This window comes from Erwinia sp. S38 (genome assembly GCF_016624545.1).
GTDB lineage: Bacteria > Pseudomonadota > Gammaproteobacteria > Enterobacterales > Enterobacteriaceae > Erwinia > Erwinia coffeiphila.
The window spans coordinates 167732-185959 of record NZ_JACVTS010000005.1 but is presented as its reverse complement, the minus strand read 5'-3'; the positions used below and the strand labels follow the sequence as shown (position 1 = coordinate 185959).

Here is an 18228-nt window from a genome sequence, read left to right as displayed (position 1 = left end):
GATAAAAAGGGTCTATACCCTGTGCAGGGGGAACGCGTTGTTCACCTCTGCACTTCTCTCAGGACGATTCATGGCGGAAGAATCAATCGACAGTCAGGTTTTACTGATTCGGGCAGTGGCAGCCGGTGATAAACGCGCTTTCGAAGCGCTTTACCGCAGCTACTCGCCCTATCTGTTTGCCATCGCGCTACGTCTTCTTCACCGTCGTGGTTGGGCGGAGGAAGTACTGCATGACAGTTTTCTCGCTCTCTGGCAGCGGGCTGGTAGCTTCGATCCGACCCAAAGCGCGCCCAAAACGTGGCTGACCAATATTGTTCGCCATCGTGCGATTGATTATCTGCGTTTGCAGGACAATCGCGTTCTGGAACTGGACGATGAGGGCGATGCGATCGCGGCTGAAGGTACGTGCGATCATGCACCTTCGACATACGAATCACGCAGGCTTTTAACCTGCATGGACGCCCTGCCCACAGAGCAGCGGCAAAGCATCGTTCTGGCTTATCATCATGGTCTTTCACACGGTGAAATCGCGCTACATCTGCAACAGCCTGCCGGTACCGTCAAAAGCTGGATACGCCGGGCCTTAATGCATTTAAAAGGCTGCGTGGGCATATGAAAAGCAAACACGATTTTGATTCCGCCCTGGCCGCAGAATATGCCCTGGGTACGCTGCGTGGTGCGGCTCGCCTGCGTTTCATGCGCCGTATCGAGCAGGAACCCGAGCTGGCAGCTGAAGTCCAGCGCTGGCAAAACGCGCTGGTCGCACTGGATAGCGATGTCATCCCCGTTACACCGCCAGAAACACTGTGGCCGCGCATTGTTGGCGATCTGCCCACAGAATTACAACCCGGCACGTTGTCGTCTCCACCTGTCACGCAACCGGTAAAAATACCGCGCAGTGCATGGCCTTTGTGGCTTGGCTGGGGTCTGGCAGCCTCATTTGCCGGTGCACTGCTCTATACCCAGCTGGTTCCTGCCCCCGTGCCCCCTCAGGCGATTGCCGTTTTGAGCAACAGTCAGCAACAGGGGATCTGGGTTATCGGCATCAACCCGGCGCAAAACAGGCTGACCGTGCAGACGGCGGCACCACCGAACATCGGGCCTGACCACAGTCTGCAACTCTGGCTGATCCCACCAGGCGGCAAGCCGCAGTCATTAGGACTGTTGGATGTCTCCGGCAACCGTCGGGTGAACCTTGCTCCTCTAAAACCTGATGCCTTACCGGATCTCGCAATCAGTCTGGAGCCGCCGGGCGGTTCACCAACCGGCCAACCTACTGGCCCCGTACTATTCAGCGGTAAAATATCTCTACTGTAGAGGACGGCTGCGACACGGGGGGTACCAGCCGTTCTAAAATGATATCGCGCAGCCGCTCTGCCGCAGGGTTCAGTAGCTCGTCGGCCGTATGCAGCGCTATTCCCAACTTGCCCAGCGATGGCAGCCGTGCATGCTGTAGCACCTGTAGCCCGGCAGGTAGACCAAAACGACTGCGAAGCGTAATACCCAGCCCGGCTGCGGCTGCGGCCCAGATACCGCTCAGGCTGCGGCTGGTAAAAGCCACCCGCCAGGGGATCGCCGCCCGGTCAAGGGCACCAATTGCACGGCTTCGCATCATGCAGGGCGCATCAAACAGAAGTAGCGGCAGCGTCTCCTCTCCTGTCAGCCAGCGCGCCAGATCGGCATCAGAACGTCCAATCCAGTGAAGCGGTGCGGCAGGCAGTGCCTGCATAAACCGTGTATTTTCGTCACCCTGCCAGCACAGCGCCAGATCAAGATCTCCATGACGCATCGCCTGCACAAGTTCACCATTGCGACCAATACGTGCTGAGACTTCAACCTGTGGAAAAGCACGGGCAAACTGCCCCAGCAAGTCTGGTAAGAGCGCCTCACCAAAGTCCTCCTGCATTCCCAGGCTTACGCTGCCCGCCAGATGACGGCCACAGAGTGCGCTAAAAGCTTCGTCATTGAGGGCAAGCAGGCGGCGACCATATGCCATTAGTAATTCACCATTAGCAGTGAGTTCCAGTCGACGTCCGGACTTTTGCAGCAGCGGCAGGCCACTTTGCTGCTCCAGCTTTTTCAACTGGGCGCTGACCGCTGACGTTGAGCGATTAAGTTTTATGGCGGCCAGCGCAAAGCTGCCCAGCTCAATACCGGTGACCAGAGTGCGCAGCGCTTCAAGGTCAAAAGTCACACGTTTGTTCCGAGACATAACCATCCTGATTTTCGGGATTATCAATCCAAATATATGCGATTTTATAAACAATTACTTCCCTCTATTCTGGCATTCACTCATCAATATCCACAGGGAGTTAAGATGCCTCACTCACTTACCCGCGACGATCTGGCGGCAATTGCCCCCCATTTTGCTGCGATTACAGATGAAACTTTGTTTGGCGCTATCTGGCAGCGCAGCGAGCTGAGCAGGCGCGATCGCAGCCTGATTACCGTTGCCGCATTGATTGCAACAGGCCGCCATCAGCAGCTGCCGTGGCACCTGAATTTTGCCCAGGAAAATGGCCTCAGACGTGACGAGCTGACCGAAGCCATTACCCATCTGGCGTTTTATTGCGGCTGGCCCGCCGCAGTCACCGCACTCGGTCATTTACATTTTCCGGAGGAGTAAACCATGCCCTTTACCCGTATCGCCCTGCCTGCCGGAAAAACCGCGGCGTTCCGTCAAACGCTTTCAACTCTGTTACACCAAACGCTGGTCGATTTCTTCGATGTACCGCAGGATGACTGCTTCCAGCTGTTTGATGAATATGCCCCCGGGCTGCGTGTTTTCCCTCGTCACTATCTTGGCGGACCGCGTTCAGAGGGATTCATCTGGTTCCATATCACCGCAGGCCGGCCACGCAGCGTTGAGCAGAAACATCTTTTCTATCAGAATCTTGCCCGGCGGCTCTCTGCCGAACTGGCGGTGCGCCCGGAAGATGTGATGATCACATTAAGTTTCAGCCAGCCTGAAGACTGGTCATTTGCCAACGGAAATCCGTTCAACTGGCCGCAGGAGCAGCCGCTATGATCGCCATGCAATATCGCTTTCGCCTGCCCACCGATTACGACATGACGATTATTGAAAATCGCGTGCGGGAAAACGGACACCTGCTGGATAACTTTCCCGGCCTGGTTATCAAAGCCTGGTGCTATGCCAGCAGTAGCGATCCGCATACCGCCAGTGAACCACTCTACGCGCCGTTCTATTTGTGGCAGGACAGCGCTGGCATGGCCGGTTTTTTACAAAGCACCGGCTTTAAAAAACTGGTTACAGACTTCGGCAGGCCCGCTATCGACTGCTGGCCGGTGTTGGGCTTCCGCCCGGGTAGCACTTTGCAACGGTCCGCCTTTGCCCGACGCGAGATCGTGCCCATTGCCGCAGACAGCGATTTAAGCCAAATCAGCAACCTCCCCGAACCAGCAGCCGGTATCACCCGCATCCTTGCCTGGGATGTACAGCAGTGGCGGCGGCTCTGCTTTGAGCTAAGCGAAATGCCGTTTGACGATACCCCGAGTACAGAGCGCTATCGCGTTGGGCATATCTCCCTTTCTACTCGGTAGCCAGTCGGTTTAACGCCAGAGTAGAGCGAATACCGATGTTTCTGGCACCGGAGTCGATAAGAAAATGTCGGGTAACAGGCCCCACCGATGGCTGACAAACGGGGGAAAAACAGGCTAGCATGGCAATATCTGTTACCCGACCTTTCGGAGTTAAATCATGACATCCCGCCGTTACGATCCTGATAACCGCCGTATCGAGTTGATGGAGCGTATTGAGGACGATATTCCCCCTGCCGTCGCCCAGGCGCTGCGTGAAGACCTTGGTGGCGAAGTCGATCCCTGCAAAGACATCACTGCTGGCCTGCTGCCAGAGGATACCCAGGCTCACGCGGTGGTGATCACCCGTGAACCGGGGATCTTCTGCGGAAAACGTTGGGTTGAAGAGGTGTTTATCCAGCTGGGGAATAAAACGCAAATTACCTGGCACGTTGCCGATGGGGATGCGATTACCGCCAACCAGACGCTGTTTGAGGTTAGCGGCCCGGCGCAGCTGATCCTGACGGCGGAACGCACAGCGCTGAACTTTGTTCAAACGCTTTCCGGTGTGGCAACGGAGGTTAGCCGCTATGTTGCCCTGCTGGAAGGCACACACACTCAGCTGCTGGACACACGAAAGACACTGCCGGGACTGCGCACAGCGCTGAAGTATGCCGTACTGTGCGGAGGTGGTGCTAACCATCGACTTGGCCTGTCCGATGCTTTCCTGATTAAAGAGAACCACATCATAGCCTGTGGTTCGATTGCCAAAGCGGTTGAAAAAGCATTCTGGCTGCACCCGGACGTGCCGGTTGAAGTTGAAGTCGAGTCCCTGGACGAACTGGAACAGGCGTTGAATGCTGGCGCAGACATTATCATGCTGGATAATTTCAGCGTTGAGCAGATGCGCGCAGCCGTCACTCTGAGCAATAACCGATCGTTGCTGGAAGTGTCTGGCAACGTCACCGATGAAACGCTGCGGACCTTTGCCGAAACCGGGGTCAACTATATTTCTGTTGGCGCACTGACCAAGCACGTGCGGGCGCTGGATCTGTCGATGCGTTTTCGTTAAGCCTCTGCCGCTTTCCATATACCTCCCCTGGTCAGCCTTTTGTGCTGACCTTTTTTATCCCTGAAATCCCTTTAACTGGTGCCCTTCGGCCTGAAATACATGGCCGGGAGTGGCGAAAGATACGCCTTGCGCCTGTCCCTCAAAAGCCCTTAAGGGACAAAATGCGGCACTTGCCGCAAACCTTTTATGCAACAAAGCTACCCCATTTAATTGTTTTGAATCAGCCTCTGAATTGCCTGCTTTGCCGCTATTCCACGTTTTTATTCAGGATTATGGTCCCTCCTGTTAACCACAAGGAGACTTACCATGAGCCAGCAGGGATTTACGTTGATTGAATTGATGATCGTTATTGCCATTGTCGCCATATTGAGTGCGATTGGCCTGCCCGCATACCAGAACTACCTGCAGAAGGCTGCACTGACAGACATGCTGCAAACGGCTATGCCGTATAAAACCGGTGTTGAGCTATGTGCGATTGAGCACGGCGGCATTACCGGCTGTGATGCTGGCAGTCAGGGTGTACCTTCAACGCGAACTTCGCGCTACGTTTCTGCGATAACGGTAAGCGCAGGCATTATCTCGCTCACCGGTCAGGAAAGCCTGAAAGGGTTGAACGTGACATTAACGCCACAGTGGGACAGCAGCGACGGTTATCTCAGCTGGCAACGTAGCTGCACCAGCGACAGCAGTGGATTAAAGGAAGCCTGTGAGGACCTGTTCCGCTTTGAACAGGAGCAGAAACAATGATTAGCGCCAGCCAGCGTGCCGTTGAAGCCATCTGCGAGCGCTATCAGGCCGCAATCGTTGAGTTCAGCCACCAGCGCCTGCACATTGCGCTGTCCGGTACACCACCGCATGAGATGATGACAGAGCTGCGTTTTATCACGCCTGGCGTAATCGACGTGGAATGCTGGCCGCAGGCACGGCTCGAGCAATATTTACACCGTAATCAGGGAACCCTGGAAGGGGCAGAAAGCACTGATGAGGCAGGCGCTGGCGCAGTAGACAGAGTTAACCAACTGCTGAGTATGGCACTGCAAAAACGCGCCTCCGATGTACATATTGAACCCCAGGAGCACGCTCTGCGGATCAGGATAAGGGTGGACGGCGTTTTACAGCAGGCAATGGTTCTCAGTGAGGGCAGCGCGCCGCTAATCGCCCGGCTTAAAATACTTGCCAGTCTGGATATCGCTGAACGGCGAGTCCCGCAGGATGGCCAGTTTTCGCTGGTGCTTGCCGATAAAACCGAGTCTTTCCGGTTATCGACCCTGCCCACCCGCTGCGGCGAAAAAGCAGTAATACGGCTACTGCAAAGTGATGAACAGGCAATATCACTGGAAAAACTCGGCATGCCTGCGACGTTGCTAAAACACTACCGTAGCGCGCTCTCTAAACCACAGGGGTTAATTTTGGTGACCGGCCCTACCGGCAGCGGCAAGACGTTTACGCTTTACAGCGGTCTGAGCTGGCTTAATGCACCCAGCCGCAATCTGTGCAGCGTAGAGGACCCTGTAGAGATCCCGCTTGCGGGAGTCAATCAGACCCAGATCCACACGCGTTCCGGGCTGAGTTTCAATCTTGTACTTAGGGCGCTGCTTCGCCAGGACCCGGACGTGATTATGCTGGGGGAAATCCGCGACGCTGAAACGGCTGAAATAGCCGTCAAGGCCGCGCAAACCGGGCATCTGGTGCTCTCTACCCTGCACACTAACTCCACCACGGAAACGCTGGTTCGCATGGGGCAGATGGGTGTTCCGGGTTATATGCTGGCCTCCGCACTCAAACTGATCGTTGCGCAGCGCCTGGTGAGGAAGCTCTGTTCGCACTGCCGCGAGCCAGCGGAAGCACTGGCGCATTTTCCCAGCGATATCTGGCCGGGAACGGTGCAGAACTGGCGAGCCGTTGGGTGTGAACGCTGCTTTTCAGGATATTACGGTCGGCTGGCGCTGTTTGAGATGCTGCCCGTTTTTCCATCACTGCAAAATGCCCTTGCGCAGAATGCCAGCCCGGAAGCACTGGCAAAGTTAGCTCTGCAACAGGGTATGGAACCTTTATTCGTCGGCGGGCTGCACTGCGTAAATAGAGGAGAGACAACACTCGAAGAGTTGACGCGAGTGACCGGAGGACCGGGATGAGCAGGCGCTATTTATTTCGCTGGCAGGCGATCGACGATAATGGTGCCATTCACAGCGGCTGCGGCTTTGCGCCAGATTCTGCCAGGGTCGTTGATGAAATCGTCGGTATGAAACAGCTACCGTTAAAAATTTCCCGCGGTCGCCGCTACCGTGCTGGTGACTGGCGGTGGCAACATAAAATCGCCTTCATCCGTCAACTTGCAACGCTGTTAAAAGCGGGAATGCCACTGGTCAGTGGGCTTCAGCTGCTCGCTGAAGGCCATCCCGATTCAGGCTGGCGGGCACTCCTGCTAAACCTGCAGGAGAAGATAACGCACGGCGAGCCATTTTCATCAGCACTACGGGAGTGGCCAGAAGTGTTCTCGCCACTCTATCCTGCGCTGATTCATATCGGTGAACTCACAGGCGAGCTGGATGAATGCTGCCTGCGTCTTGCACAGCAGCAGGAACGGCAGCAGCTGTTGCAGCAAAAAGTGAAGAAAGCGCTGCGCTATCCGCTGTTTATTCTGGCCGTCGCGCTACTGGTGAGCATCGGCATGCTGATTTTTGTACTGCCGGAATTTGTCGCGATCTATCAGACTTTTGATGCGCCACTGCCTGCCTTTACCGCGGCGGTGATTGCCTTTTCAGAATGGTTACAGCAGCAGGCACCGCTGCTGATAGTGCCGGTCATCGCTGCCGGCATGTTCTATCGCAGGCAGCGTAAAAACATCCCGAACTGGCAAAGAGTTGAACAAAGGCTTCTGCTGAAGACTCCGTTATTATCAGCGCTTTATCGGGGCAGCCAGCTCAGCCAGATTTACACGACCCTGGCGCTGACTCAGCACGCGGGTCTGACTTTATTGCAAAGCCTACAGGCGGTGGAGAAAACGGTCAGTGCATTACTCTGGCAGGAAGCCATCGTTAAGCTTCAGCAGCATATTGCCGCAGGTAATCCTTTGCACCAGGCGCTGAAACCACACAGTCTGTTTACGCCTCTGTGCTACCAGCTTATCAAGGTGGGTGAAGAGTCTGGATCGCTGGATGCGATGCTGACCCGGCTTGCCAGCTGGCATGAGGCCGAGACACACCAGTTGGCCGATACGCTTGCGGCGGCACTGGAGCCGATGATGATGGTGGTGATTGGTATTATCGTAGGAACGTTGGTGGTGGCAATGTATCTGCCGGTATTTCGCCTTGGGGATGCGCTGGGCTGAACCTCCCTTTTCAAGCAACGCAGGGAGGTTCAACGACGACCGCTAGCGGTTAAAAACGCGGTTTTCCTGCTCGTCAACGCGAATAAACGTTGTGCGTTTGGTCAGCTCTTTCAGTCGTTCCGCACCAACGTAGGTGCAAGCCGAGCGTAAGCCACCCAGTATGTCACGGGCGGTCAGTTCAACCGGACCACGCAGCGGCAGTTTAACGGTTTTACCTTCTGCTGCACGATACTGCGCTACGCCGCCGACGTGGCGTTTCATCGCAGACTCAGAACTCATGCCGTAAAACAGCATAAACTGCTCGCCGTTCTCTTCAATGATTTCGCCCTCGCACTCATCGTGAGCGGCAAGCATCCCGCCTAGCATGACGAAGTCCGCGCCACCGCCAAAAGCTTTAGCAACATCGCCCGGTACAGAACAGCCACCATCGCTGACGATCTGTCCGCCCAGGCCGTGTGCGGCATCGGCGCACTCAATAACGGCGGAAAGCTGCGGATAACCGACGCCGGTTTTTACCCGCGTGGTGCAAACAGAACCCGGCCCGATGCCAACCTTTACAATATCGGCACCGGAAAGGATAAGTTCTTCCACCATTTCACCGGTTACCACATTTCCGGCACAGATCGTTTTGCCAGGGCAGGCTTCTCGCGCCCGTTTAAGAAACGTAACAAAATGCTCTGAATAACCATTGGCAACATCAATACAGATGAAGTTCAAATGAGGTGAAAGTGCGAGAATTTTCTGCAGTTTATTGAAGTCTTCAGCAGAGGTACCGGTTGAAACCATCACGTGTTGCAGCACAGACTGCGGCACCCGGGCGATAAACTGGCTCCACTGCTCAACGCTGTAATGCTTATGCACCGCGGTGAGAACATCGAAAGAAGCCAGCGCCTCCGCCATGCTGAAGGTACCAACGGTATCCATATTGGCGGCGATAATCGGTACACCTGACCAGGCAATACCCGAATGCTTGAAGGTAAACTGACGTTCCAGTTCCACCTGAGAACGGCTTTGTAGCGTTGAACGCTTAGGCCGAATGAGGACATCTTTGAAGCCTAACTTGATATCTTCTTCAATACGCATAACGATTTTCCTGGTTTATGGCGTTGATTCAGAAACGTCCCCTTTCCGGGGAGATCTCCGATCACAGGCTGAATGCCAGTTCCAGTGACGTTATCATACGCGCTAAAAACGCGTCGACAAGACTGCGAAACATGAAATATTTACGCTACAATCCGATAAATTTACCTGTAAATATCTCTTGTGATCTGTGCCTCATATTTGCCGTCTTCCGCATTGTAAAAGCCCGGTGACGTTGCAGATGTACCGTTGCAAGGGAGCGAGAATCAAGCTATGCCTTACACCGTAGCGCTGACCGGCGGGATCGGCAGCGGGAAAAGTACCGTGGCCAATGCCTTTGCGCAGCTGGGCATTGACGTTATTGATGCCGATATCATTGCCCGTCAGGTGGTCGAGCCCGGTCAACCGGCGCTGTTGGCCTTGCAGGAAAGGTTTGGTGACGATGTTCTGTTGCCAACCGGCGGCCTGAACCGATCGGCGTTACGCCATATCATTTTTAATTCTGGCGTAGAGAAAAACTGGGTTAACAATTTGTTACACCCTCTTATCCACGCAGAGACACAACGACAGTTAGCATTAGCACGTTCTGCATGGTGTTTGTGGGTTGTCCCGCTACTGGTAGAAAATCGACTACAACGCCTGGCTGACCGGGTTTTGGTTGTTGATGTGGATCGAGAAACCCAACTGATCCGCACCACGGCTCGCGACAATATCAGTCGTGAACAGGCTGAAAACATTTTGGCCGCCCAGGCTTCACGCGATGAGCGCCTGGCGGTGGCTGATGACATTATTGATAACAGCGCGTCACCGGAAGAGGTGATAACGCATGTTGCCGTACTCAACCAGCGCTACATCGCACTGGCTGCGGCAAAAGATCGGGATTAACAGTATGAGCACAACGGTTCTTTTTGAATACCCACTGAATGAAAAAATGCGCACCTGGCTACGCATTGAGTTCTTACTCAAGCAGCTATCCGCAAGCCAGAATATTGTTGACCATCTTGGCGCACTGACTTTTTTTCGCAATGCGGCAGAACTGCTGGACGTTTTTGAACGCGGCGAGTTAAGAACCGAAATTTTAAAAGAACTGGAACGGCAGCAGCAGAAGTTGCGTTCATGGGCTGAACTGCCCGGTGTTGATATCACCTTAGTCAATGCCCTGAGCAGCGACCTCAGAAAGCGCAACGATGCGCTGATGGCTGCACCGCGGATGGGACAGGCTCTACGTGAAGATCGGATGATCGGTCTGGTCCGTCAGCGTTTAAGCATTCCCGGTGGATGCTGTAGTTTTGATCTCCCGACGTTGCACATCTGGCTGCACGTTGAACAATCGGTGCGCGATCGCCAGGTCAGTAAGTGGCTCAGTTCGCTGGAACCGATTCGAGCTGCACTTACCACCATTCTTGACCTGATTCGCCAGGCAGGGATCTTCCGCAATCACACCAGTTTGAATGGGTTCTTTCAGGACAACGCCGAAAGCTCCGATCTGCTGCGTGTACAGTTAAAGCTTGAGGATTCGCTATATCCCCAAGTTTCCGGCCATAAGAGCCGTTATGCCATTCGCTTCCTGCCGCTGGACAGTGAAAATGGTGAAGTCCCTGCCCGTCTCGATTTCGAGCTGGCCTGTTGTTAAGGTTATAAAAAATGAGTGACGTAACGATGGTTGATTGCCCCACCTGCGGTAAACAGGTGATCTGGGATCAACAAAGCACATGGCGCCCTTTCTGCAGCAAGCGCTGTCAGCTGATTGATTTAGGTGAATGGGCTGCTGAAGAGAAATATATCCCCAGCCATAGCGATCGAAACGATAGCGATGACTGGAGTGAGCAGCAAGACGAATTCCGATAACGGCCAGTTTAATGTTATAGCTCGTCGAATATTACCTGGCGTTTTACGCGCTGGCTTTCAGACGAGCAATAACTTCAGCATTAGCTGGAGGGAATTCTTCAGCCACCAGTTCACTTTGAGCCACCCAACGCTGTGGTTGACCTTCCCGTCCATAGGGTTCACCCAGCCATTCTTCCACAATAAAGAAATCGATTGTCACGTGCCGATCGTCAAATTGATGTTCAATTGTCATAAAGGGGAGAAAACTAATCGCGTCAATGCCGACTTCTTCATTCAGCTCACGTTTTAATGCCTGTTCAGCCGTTTCACCAGACTCCAACTTCCCGCCAGCAAACTCCCATTTATTTGCCATATGAGAATCAGCCGAACGCTGAGTCAAAAAAATACGCTGCTGTGCATCACGTATAATCCCCACAGCAATGTGCAGATACTTCATAATTATCACTCTGATAGAAAAACCTGTTAAACATTAGCATTTACCCTGGTGCATCCGCAACACTCTTCTCATGATTTCAGTGTATGTCCCCTGTAGAGAATTCAGACAAAGCCAGGAAGTCCCGACTTCATTAAAAGATGAACAAAAAACATATAAAAATGTATTAAACCACCATGAAAAAAATGAAAGTCATTATGAAAAAAGATAAAAAAAACCAATAATGTTGTTTTTAATTTATTATTAAACAACATCAGGAAGTCATAATTAATCACTTTAAAAACAACAAGATAAACACATTAATTCATTATTAATCACGTCTTAATAAATCCACCCTCTTGCAAGCAATAACACTTAAAATTAGCATTATCGGCATTGAAAATATCAACACATAAGGATTACATCATGTTTAGCACTGAAGAATGTATTGAAATACTTAATCACGACACACTGGAGTTATCTGAAGGTGTAATTGTTAACTGTAATACTAATACTCTGGAGATAGCATCGCGCCAGCTCAGCATCGATTTAAATGAAGCACAAAAACGTTTACTCGTATGTCTGATTAAGAAAGTCTACACCAAGCGGGATATTATCAATATCGTTTGGTACGAAAACCACCAGCGAATTAGTGACAACAATTATCATCAACTGACATTCCAGATCAGAGCTTTGTTACATCGCAATAACTTACCCGCAAATTTGCTGATTACCGTACCGTATTATGGTTTGAAATTAAATGAGAATCAGTGGAAAACGCTGGCAAAAGCACCTGTTGAAGAATATACATCAGTGAAGCAGGAAGTAAGCGCAATCAATTCAGATTCTGATATAGGTCTTGAGAATACGGTAATAAATACACCTAATACACAGCACAACAATGTTGCACTATCAGAGCAGTTAATGCGTTCACCGTATTTTTCACAATCATCAATTACGCAGAATGCTTTTATCCTGTGTATGTTTGTGGCTCTGATCGTATTTATCTAACAACATGAATGTAAAGATGAAGAGAAGCTGCGAGCAGGTTTCCATAGCCGCAATAAAGCCGCCATTTATGCTGTACCTGACGGATAAATGGCGATAGCTTCACTCAACCAATGCAGTAACGCAGTAACGCAGTAACGCAGTAACGCAGTAACGCAGTAACAAGCTTATCGCCCCGGATAATATGTAAAAGGTAAAAGGAGTTACCTGATGAATAATCCCGTTCTGTTCTTCTTCACTGCGCTGCTGGGGATCTGCTTTGGCAGTCTGCTCAATGTGGTGGTTTATCGCCTGCCGCACATGATCAAGCGTCAGGAGGACGGCTTGAATCTGTGGCTGCCGCGATCCCATTGCCCGCAATGTGCTCATCCGCTTGAATACTTTGATAATATCCCTCTTTTTAGCTGGCTGATACTACGGGGGCGTTGCCGCTACTGTTCGCACGCCATATCGTGCCGTTATCCGCTGGTCGAATTAAGCTGCATGCTGTTATGGATGATGATGGCCGCACTGTTGCCGCCAGGAGGAACGCTGATCGCCTCATGGATACTTGTCTGGCTACTGTTGGCACTGACCCTGATCGATATTGAACATCAGCTGTTGCCCGATTTACTGACGCTTCCGCTGTTATGGCTGGGTATGCTGTTTCAGCTCCTCCACTGTCTGCCGCATATTTCATTACAGCAGAGTGTAATCGGCGCACTGGTCGGCTATCTGGTGCTGTGGCTGCTTGCGTATGGCTATCGCCTGATGCGGGGGAAAGAGGCACTGGGACTGGGTGATGCCAAGCTACTGGCAGCCTTAGGCGCCTGGCTGGGCTGGCAGGCCTTACCATTGCTATTGCTGCTGGCATCACTCAGCAGCCTTATCTGGCTTTGTGCCAGCCGTCTGATTTACCGGCGCTCGTTATCAGCCCCCTTTCCCTTCGGGCCAGGACTCGCCGCTGCCGGGCTCATTCTGTTTATTTCCAGAAATGCGGCATAAGGATCATTCTCCGACCTTCGCTGCCTCTTTGCTTATTCTTTCTTACTTTTCCTTCAGACAAAAAAAGGCCGGGTAATCACCCGGCCCTGTTTAAGCGTTTAGCTGGCTGGCAAATTACGCCAGACGGCCGTGACACTGTTTATATTTTTTACCTGAACCACACGGGCAGAGGTCGTTACGGCCCACTTTACGCTCACCGGTCTGCGCAGCGAGCTCCTGAGCGGCTTCAGTTTCATCATCGACATGGCTGAGATGCTGCTGCTGAGCCAGGCGTTCAGCTTCCTGACGGCGCTGTTCTTCCATCTGCTCAACTTCTTCCGGCATACGTACCTGAACCTTGCTCAGCGTGCTGATAACTTCATACTTCAGCGACTCCAGCATCGCGGCAAACATGGCAAAGGATTCACGCTTGTACTCCTGCTTCGGGTCTTTTTGCGCATAACCACGCAGATGGATGCCCTGACGCAGGTAGTCCATAGCGGCCAGGTGCTCTTTCCACAGTGAGTCCAGCGTTTGCAGCATCACGCCTTTTTCGAAGTTGCGCATCATTTCAGCGCCAACGACTTCTTCTTTACGCTGATATTGCTCTTTCGCCTGGTCCATAATACGATCGCGCAGCGTTTCTTCATGCAGATCTGGTTCTTTATCCAGCCATTCGCTAATCGGCAGATCGAGGTCGAAATCAGCTTTCAGACGCTCCTGCAGGCCAGGAATATCCCACATCTCTTCCAGCGACTGCGGTGGAATGTAGCTGTCGAGGGTGGCTTTAAAGACATCTTCGCGAATACTGATAATAGTTTCTGACACGTCGGAAACATCCAGCAGTTCGTTACGCTGGGTGTAGATAGCGCGGCGCTGGTCGTTAGCTACGTCATCATATTCAAGCAGCTGCTTACGAATGTCGAAGTTGCGGCTTTCCACTTTGCGCTGCGCATTGGCAATCGCTTTGGTCACCCATGGGTGCTCAATAGCTTCGCCCGGCTTCATCCCCAGTTTACGCATCATATTGGAAACGCGGTCAGAGGCGAAAATACGCATCAGAGCATCTTCCATCGACAGATAGAAACGGGATGAACCGTTATCACCCTGACGACCGGAACGTCCGCGCAGCTGGTTATCAATACGGCGGGATTCATGGCGCTCGGTACCGATAATATGCAGACCACCGGAAGCCAGCACTGCATCATGACGGATCTGCCACGCGCTCTTAATTGCGTCGATCTGCTCCTGCGTTGGCTCTTCCAGCTCGGCAACTTCTGCCTGCCAGCTGCCGCCCAGCACAATGTCTGTACCACGACCGGCCATGTTGGTGGCGATAGTTACTGCACCCGGCTGACCGGCCTGCGCCACGATATCCGCTTCACGGGCGTGGAATTTGGCGTTCAGAACTTCGTGTTTGATGCCCGCGCGGGTCAGCTCGTTGGAAACCACTTCTGATTTTTCAATCGAGATAGTACCGACCAGCACCGGCTGACCGTTAGCGGTACGTTCGCGGATGTCCTCAATGATCGCATCAATTTTCTCTTTCTCGGTCATGTAGACCAGGTCAGGAAGATCTTTACGCACCATCGGACGGTTGGTTGGTACAACAATGGTATCCAGTTTATAGATCGAGCTGAATTCAAACGCTTCGGTATCCGCAGTACCGGTCATACCGGCCAGCTTGTTATAAAGGCGGAAGTAGTTCTGGAAGGTGATCGAAGCCAGCGTCTGGTTTTCGTTCTGAATATCCACGCCTTCTTTGGCTTCTACCGCCTGATGCAGGCCGTCAGACCAGCGACGCCCCTGCATGGTACGGCCGGTGTGTTCATCAACGATGATCACCTCACCGTCTTTTACGATGTAGTCAACGTCGCGGGTGAACAGCACATGGGCACGCAGCGCAGCAGTCACATGGTGCATCATCATAATGTTGCCCGGTGAGTAAAGGGACTCGCCTTCTTCCATAATGCCTTCGCTGACCATCAGCCCTTCAATCGTCACCAGGCCGCGCTCGGTCAGGTGAACCTGACGCGCTTTTTCATCAACAGAGAAGTGACCTTCGCCCTGGAATGAGTCGGAGTCTTCTTTCTCCTGACGGATCAGATGAGGAATGATTTTGTTAACTTTGATGTACAGTTCTGAGCTGTCTTCCGCAGGACCGGAGATGATTAGCGGCGTACGCGCTTCATCGATCAGGATTGAGTCCACCTCATCCACCAGCGCATAGTTCAGCTTACGCTGTACGCGCTCTTCCGGGCTGAACGCCATGTTGTCGCGCAGATAGTCAAAACCGTATTCGTTGTTGGTACCATAGGTGATATCCGCAGCATAGGCGGCACGCTTTGCGGGTGCAGGCATACCCGGCAGGTTGATACCGATGCTCAGGCCAAGGAATTCGAACAGCCCACGGTTGTTTTCGGCGTCACGCTGAGCCAGATAGTCGTTGACGGTCACCACGTGAACCCCTTTGCCACTCAGGGCATTGAGGTAGGCCGGCAGGGTTGCCGTCAGGGTTTTACCTTCACCGGTACGCATCTCAGCGATGCAGCGATCGTTCAGCACCATACCGCCCAGCAGCTGGACGTCGAAGTGGCGCATACCGAACACGCGACGGCTGGCTTCACGTACGGTAGCGAAGGCTTCCGGGATCAGGTTTTCCAGCACTTCACCTTTTTCCAGGCGGGCACGGAACTCGCCGGTTTTCGCTTTCAGCTCTTCATCGGTTAGCTTCTGGAAATCCGGTTCCATCTTGCCAATCTGCTCAACGACTTTGCGCATGCGACGCAGGGTACGGTCATTGCTGCTACCAAAAACTTTAGTCAGTAATTTTGTAAACATAATAAGTAATTTCTCTCAGCCACGGCTTTTCCGCGGTCATACTGTTTGATTATTAACGATTTTTATATGAATTTAGCTGAGAAGAAAGGGTCCGGCACGAATACCGCGAACCTGGGCCAGCCACAGGCCGATATGATGAGACGGAAGAACAGCCACTTCACGCGGAGCGGTACGCCGAATAATGACCGGAGGCCGGGCCTCATGTGTCAGTAGCGCGTTAAGGGTGTCCAGCAGAGCCAGCTTTTGCGCCTGCAGCGGCTGAACTTCTTCAGCGGCCGGAACGACAGAAGGGGTAAGGGCAAACGACAGATGGCGGATGACCGTGCGAATCGCATGTTGATGCCAGTAGTCTACGCTAAATGAAGGGCGGCGAACGCTTTCCTGTAGCAGTGCCAGGCTGTCAAAACGCGCAGCGCTGCCGATATTCAGGCTTCTGGAAGAGGTTTCTGCTAAGGTAGTGCGGTCATGCGCTGACGCCTGAGGCAGGCCGAGACTCGCCGCGACCATCCCCAACAGGAGATGCGGCCAGAAATAGCGTCTGCCAAATTGTCGCCAACGATTTAGAATACCGATCACTGTGTTCCGCCGGAGCTAGCTATGCGTGATAGTCGCCCACAATCAATTGAAAGTTATTTCGACCAGGCCCAGGATAAAAGCATGCTGCAAAATATTCAGCAGCGCGCAATTGCCCTGAACAAGTTGAATCGCGCAGTGCAGGGAGTTATTCCTGCTCAGCTGCATCCCTGGTGCCGTGTGGCTAATTTTCGCCAGGGAATTCTGGTGATCGAAACGGCTAACGCCAGCTGGTTGATGCGTTTGCGCTATGAACAATCCAGCCTGCTGTCAGCATTACGAGCCCAAATATTACCATCATTGACGTCGATCGACATCAGGATTAATCCTTCCCTCGCGGCAAAAGGACATGAATCCGTTCAAGAAAGCAGCATTCAGGCGCAAAAAGCAGAAAAACCGCCAATCAGGCAGTTGAGTGAACATAGTGCGGAGATTTTACGCAGTGTCGCGAGCCAAAGCCCGGAAAAGCTCAAAAAGATATTAGAACGACTGGCCTCGCTGGCCGGAGAGAGTACCAGCTCAACCAGTCGTTAGAGTAGTTATGGCTTATGCCAGAACCAGATTTGGTGCTTTGAATGTCACCGGGAGTTCAGCTTCGTCTTCAAACGTTGCCCATTCCCACGCTTCCTGCTTAGCCAGAACCGCCTGCAGTAACTTGTTGTTCAGTGCATGACCCGATTTGAATGCGGTAAACGCACCAATGATGTTGTGGCCACACATGTACAGGTCACCGATCGCGTCGAGCATTTTGTGACGTACGAATTCGTCTTCGAAGCGTAAACCGTCTTCGTTCAATACGCGGTAGTCATCCACCACGATTGCACAGTCAAAACTGCCGCCCAGGCACAGGCCACGAGACTGCAGCGCTTCGATATCACGCATAAAACCGAAAGTACGAGCACGGCTGATCTGACGCGCAAAGGCCTCAGCAGAGAAGTCCATGCGGTAGCGCTGAGAGCTGGAGTCGATTGCCGGATGGTTAAAATCAATGGTGAAATCCAAAGAGAAACCATTATGCGGCGAAAGCTCGGCCCATTTGTCGCCGTCTTCAACCCGGACAGGCTGTTTGATGCGGACAAATTTCTTAGCGCTGTTCAGTTCTTCAATACCGGCATCCATTAGCAGATAGATAAAGGGTGCTGCGCTACCGTCCATAATTGGAATTTCAGGCGCGTTAACTTCCACCACAATATTATCGATGCCAAGGCCGGCAAGGGCAGCGTTCAGATGTTCGACTGTCGAAATACGCACGTCATGCTCATTCACCAGGCAAGTACAGAGCATGGTATCACGCACGGATTTTGCATCAGCCGGAAAATCTACCGGTGGATTCAAGTCAGTGCGGCGATAGATGACCCCGGTATTAGCCGGCGCAGGGCGTAACGTCAGCGTGACTTTTTTGCCGGTGTGTAAACCGACGCCAGTCGTCTGAACAATACGTTTTAATGTCCGTTGTTTGATCATCGCATTATCTCGCAAAAAAATCCTATCCGATCGCCAGTTTACTGCACTGGCGGGCGAATAGTTTAACACAAAGAGTGAATTTTCCCACTTTTTAGGTAA

At 52.6% G+C, this 18228-nt stretch carries 21 protein-coding genes; 15 read left to right on the top strand and 6 right to left on the bottom strand.

Annotated elements, in window-relative coordinates:
* Window positions 1-70: 70 nt before the first annotated feature.
* Both IBT46_RS08025 and IBT46_RS08020 read left to right on the top strand, forming a co-directional pair.
* Window positions 71-616 (top strand): RNA polymerase sigma factor, encoded by a 546-nt coding sequence (locus IBT46_RS08025; protein ID WP_200545212.1) that lies wholly within the window; start codon window positions 71-73, stop codon window positions 614-616.
* Complete coding sequence (locus IBT46_RS08020; RefSeq protein ID WP_200545210.1) at window positions 613-1317, top strand: anti-sigma factor domain-containing protein; 705 nt, start codon at window positions 613-615, stop codon at window positions 1315-1317. Before IBT46_RS08025 ends, IBT46_RS08020 begins: the two co-directional genes overlap by 4 nt.
* Here IBT46_RS08020 and IBT46_RS08015 read toward each other — a convergent pair.
* Window positions 1292-2212, bottom strand: coding sequence for a LysR substrate-binding domain-containing protein (locus IBT46_RS08015; RefSeq protein WP_200545208.1), 921 nt, complete (start codon window positions 2210-2212; stop codon window positions 1292-1294). The two genes, IBT46_RS08020 and IBT46_RS08015, sit on opposite strands and share 26 nt — an antisense overlap.
* Before the next feature lie 105 nt (window positions 2213-2317).
* Here IBT46_RS08015 and IBT46_RS08010 point away from each other — a divergent pair, with 105 nt between their 5' ends.
* From IBT46_RS08010 to hofC, 7 genes are all read left to right on the top strand, one after another.
* Complete coding sequence (locus IBT46_RS08010; protein ID WP_200545206.1) at window positions 2318-2626, top strand: carboxymuconolactone decarboxylase family protein; 309 nt, start codon at window positions 2318-2320, stop codon at window positions 2624-2626.
* A 3-nt stretch (window positions 2627-2629) separates the two neighbouring features.
* On the top strand, window positions 2630-3028 hold the full coding sequence (locus IBT46_RS08005) for a tautomerase family protein (protein ID WP_200545204.1): 399 nt from the start codon (window positions 2630-2632) through the stop codon (window positions 3026-3028).
* Window positions 3025-3561 carry a DUF4865 family protein gene (locus IBT46_RS08000; RefSeq protein ID WP_200545201.1) on the top strand — a complete coding sequence of 179 codons (537 nt, stop codon included), beginning with the start codon at window positions 3025-3027 and terminating at the stop codon, window positions 3559-3561. The genes IBT46_RS08005 and IBT46_RS08000 overlap by 4 nt, the downstream gene beginning before the upstream one ends.
* Before the next feature lie 157 nt (window positions 3562-3718).
* Window positions 3719-4609 (top strand): carboxylating nicotinate-nucleotide diphosphorylase, encoded by an 891-nt coding sequence (gene nadC / locus IBT46_RS07995; protein WP_105595372.1) that lies wholly within the window; start codon window positions 3719-3721, stop codon window positions 4607-4609.
* Window positions 4610-4915: 306 nt separating this feature from the next.
* Complete coding sequence (gene ppdD / locus IBT46_RS07990; RefSeq protein WP_105595371.1) at window positions 4916-5356, top strand: prepilin peptidase-dependent pilin; 441 nt, start codon at window positions 4916-4918, stop codon at window positions 5354-5356.
* Window positions 5353-6744, top strand: coding sequence for a type II secretion system protein GspE (gene gspE, locus IBT46_RS07985; protein WP_200545200.1), 1392 nt, complete (start codon window positions 5353-5355; stop codon window positions 6742-6744). Before ppdD ends, gspE begins: the two co-directional genes overlap by 4 nt.
* A complete protein-coding gene (gene hofC, locus IBT46_RS07980; RefSeq protein ID WP_200545198.1) occupies window positions 6741-7940 on the top strand; it encodes a protein transport protein HofC in 1200 nt (399 codons plus the stop codon). Before gspE ends, hofC begins: the two co-directional genes overlap by 4 nt.
* Before the next feature lie 42 nt (window positions 7941-7982).
* Here hofC and IBT46_RS07975 read toward each other — a convergent pair whose 3' ends face one another.
* Window positions 7983-9023, bottom strand: a complete 1041-nt coding sequence (locus IBT46_RS07975) for a GMP reductase (protein ID WP_200545196.1) — start codon at window positions 9021-9023, stop codon at window positions 7983-7985.
* Between the two features lie 270 nt (window positions 9024-9293).
* Between IBT46_RS07975 and coaE the strand changes: the two genes are divergently transcribed.
* From coaE to yacG, 3 genes are read left to right on the top strand one after another with little or no spacing between them, the layout of a single operon-like run.
* Window positions 9294-9905 carry a dephospho-CoA kinase gene (coaE, locus tag IBT46_RS07970; RefSeq protein WP_200545194.1) on the top strand — a complete coding sequence of 204 codons (612 nt, stop codon included), beginning with the start codon at window positions 9294-9296 and terminating at the stop codon, window positions 9903-9905.
* 4 nt (window positions 9906-9909) lie between these two features.
* On the top strand, window positions 9910-10653 hold the full coding sequence (zapD, locus tag IBT46_RS07965) for a cell division protein ZapD (RefSeq protein ID WP_200545193.1): 744 nt from the start codon (window positions 9910-9912) through the stop codon (window positions 10651-10653).
* Window positions 10654-10664: 11 nt separating this feature from the next.
* Window positions 10665-10868 (top strand): DNA gyrase inhibitor YacG, encoded by a 204-nt coding sequence (yacG, locus tag IBT46_RS07960; RefSeq protein ID WP_200545192.1) that lies wholly within the window; start codon window positions 10665-10667, stop codon window positions 10866-10868.
* Between the two features lie 43 nt (window positions 10869-10911).
* On the opposite strand, the gene mutT is transcribed toward yacG, so the two are convergent.
* A complete protein-coding gene (gene mutT / locus IBT46_RS07955) occupies window positions 10912-11304 on the bottom strand; it encodes an 8-oxo-dGTP diphosphatase MutT (protein ID WP_105595364.1) in 393 nt (130 codons plus the stop codon).
* A 402-nt stretch (window positions 11305-11706) separates the two neighbouring features.
* On the opposite strand from mutT, the gene IBT46_RS07950 reads away from it, so the two are divergent.
* Together IBT46_RS07950 and IBT46_RS07945 are read left to right on the top strand one after the other, a co-directional pair.
* Window positions 11707-12291, top strand: coding sequence for a helix-turn-helix domain-containing protein (locus IBT46_RS07950; protein WP_200545190.1), 585 nt, complete (start codon window positions 11707-11709; stop codon window positions 12289-12291).
* Window positions 12292-12495: 204 nt separating this feature from the next.
* Entirely contained in the window at window positions 12496-13272 is a 777-nt protein-coding gene (locus IBT46_RS07945) for an A24 family peptidase (RefSeq protein WP_370569421.1), read from the top strand.
* 114 nt (window positions 13273-13386) lie between these two features.
* Here IBT46_RS07945 and secA read toward each other — a convergent pair whose 3' ends face one another.
* Both secA and secM read right to left on the bottom strand, forming a co-directional pair.
* The gene (secA, locus tag IBT46_RS07940) at window positions 13387-16092 is read right to left on the bottom strand and encodes a preprotein translocase subunit SecA (protein WP_200545186.1); all 2706 of its coding nucleotides are present in this window, start codon (window positions 16090-16092) and stop codon (window positions 13387-13389) included.
* Between the two features lie 72 nt (window positions 16093-16164).
* Complete coding sequence (gene secM, locus IBT46_RS07935; RefSeq protein WP_200545184.1) at window positions 16165-16668, bottom strand: secA translation cis-regulator SecM; 504 nt, start codon at window positions 16666-16668, stop codon at window positions 16165-16167.
* Window positions 16669-16689: 21 nt separating this feature from the next.
* On the opposite strand from secM, the gene IBT46_RS07930 reads away from it, so the two are divergent.
* Window positions 16690-17199 carry a DUF721 domain-containing protein gene (locus IBT46_RS07930; RefSeq protein ID WP_200545182.1) on the top strand — a complete coding sequence of 170 codons (510 nt, stop codon included), beginning with the start codon at window positions 16690-16692 and terminating at the stop codon, window positions 17197-17199.
* A 12-nt stretch (window positions 17200-17211) separates the two neighbouring features.
* On the opposite strand, the gene lpxC is transcribed toward IBT46_RS07930, so the two are convergent.
* Window positions 17212-18129, bottom strand: coding sequence for a UDP-3-O-acyl-N-acetylglucosamine deacetylase (gene lpxC, locus IBT46_RS07925; protein ID WP_105595358.1), 918 nt, complete (start codon window positions 18127-18129; stop codon window positions 17212-17214).
* Between the last annotated feature and the right edge of the window lie 99 nt (window positions 18130-18228).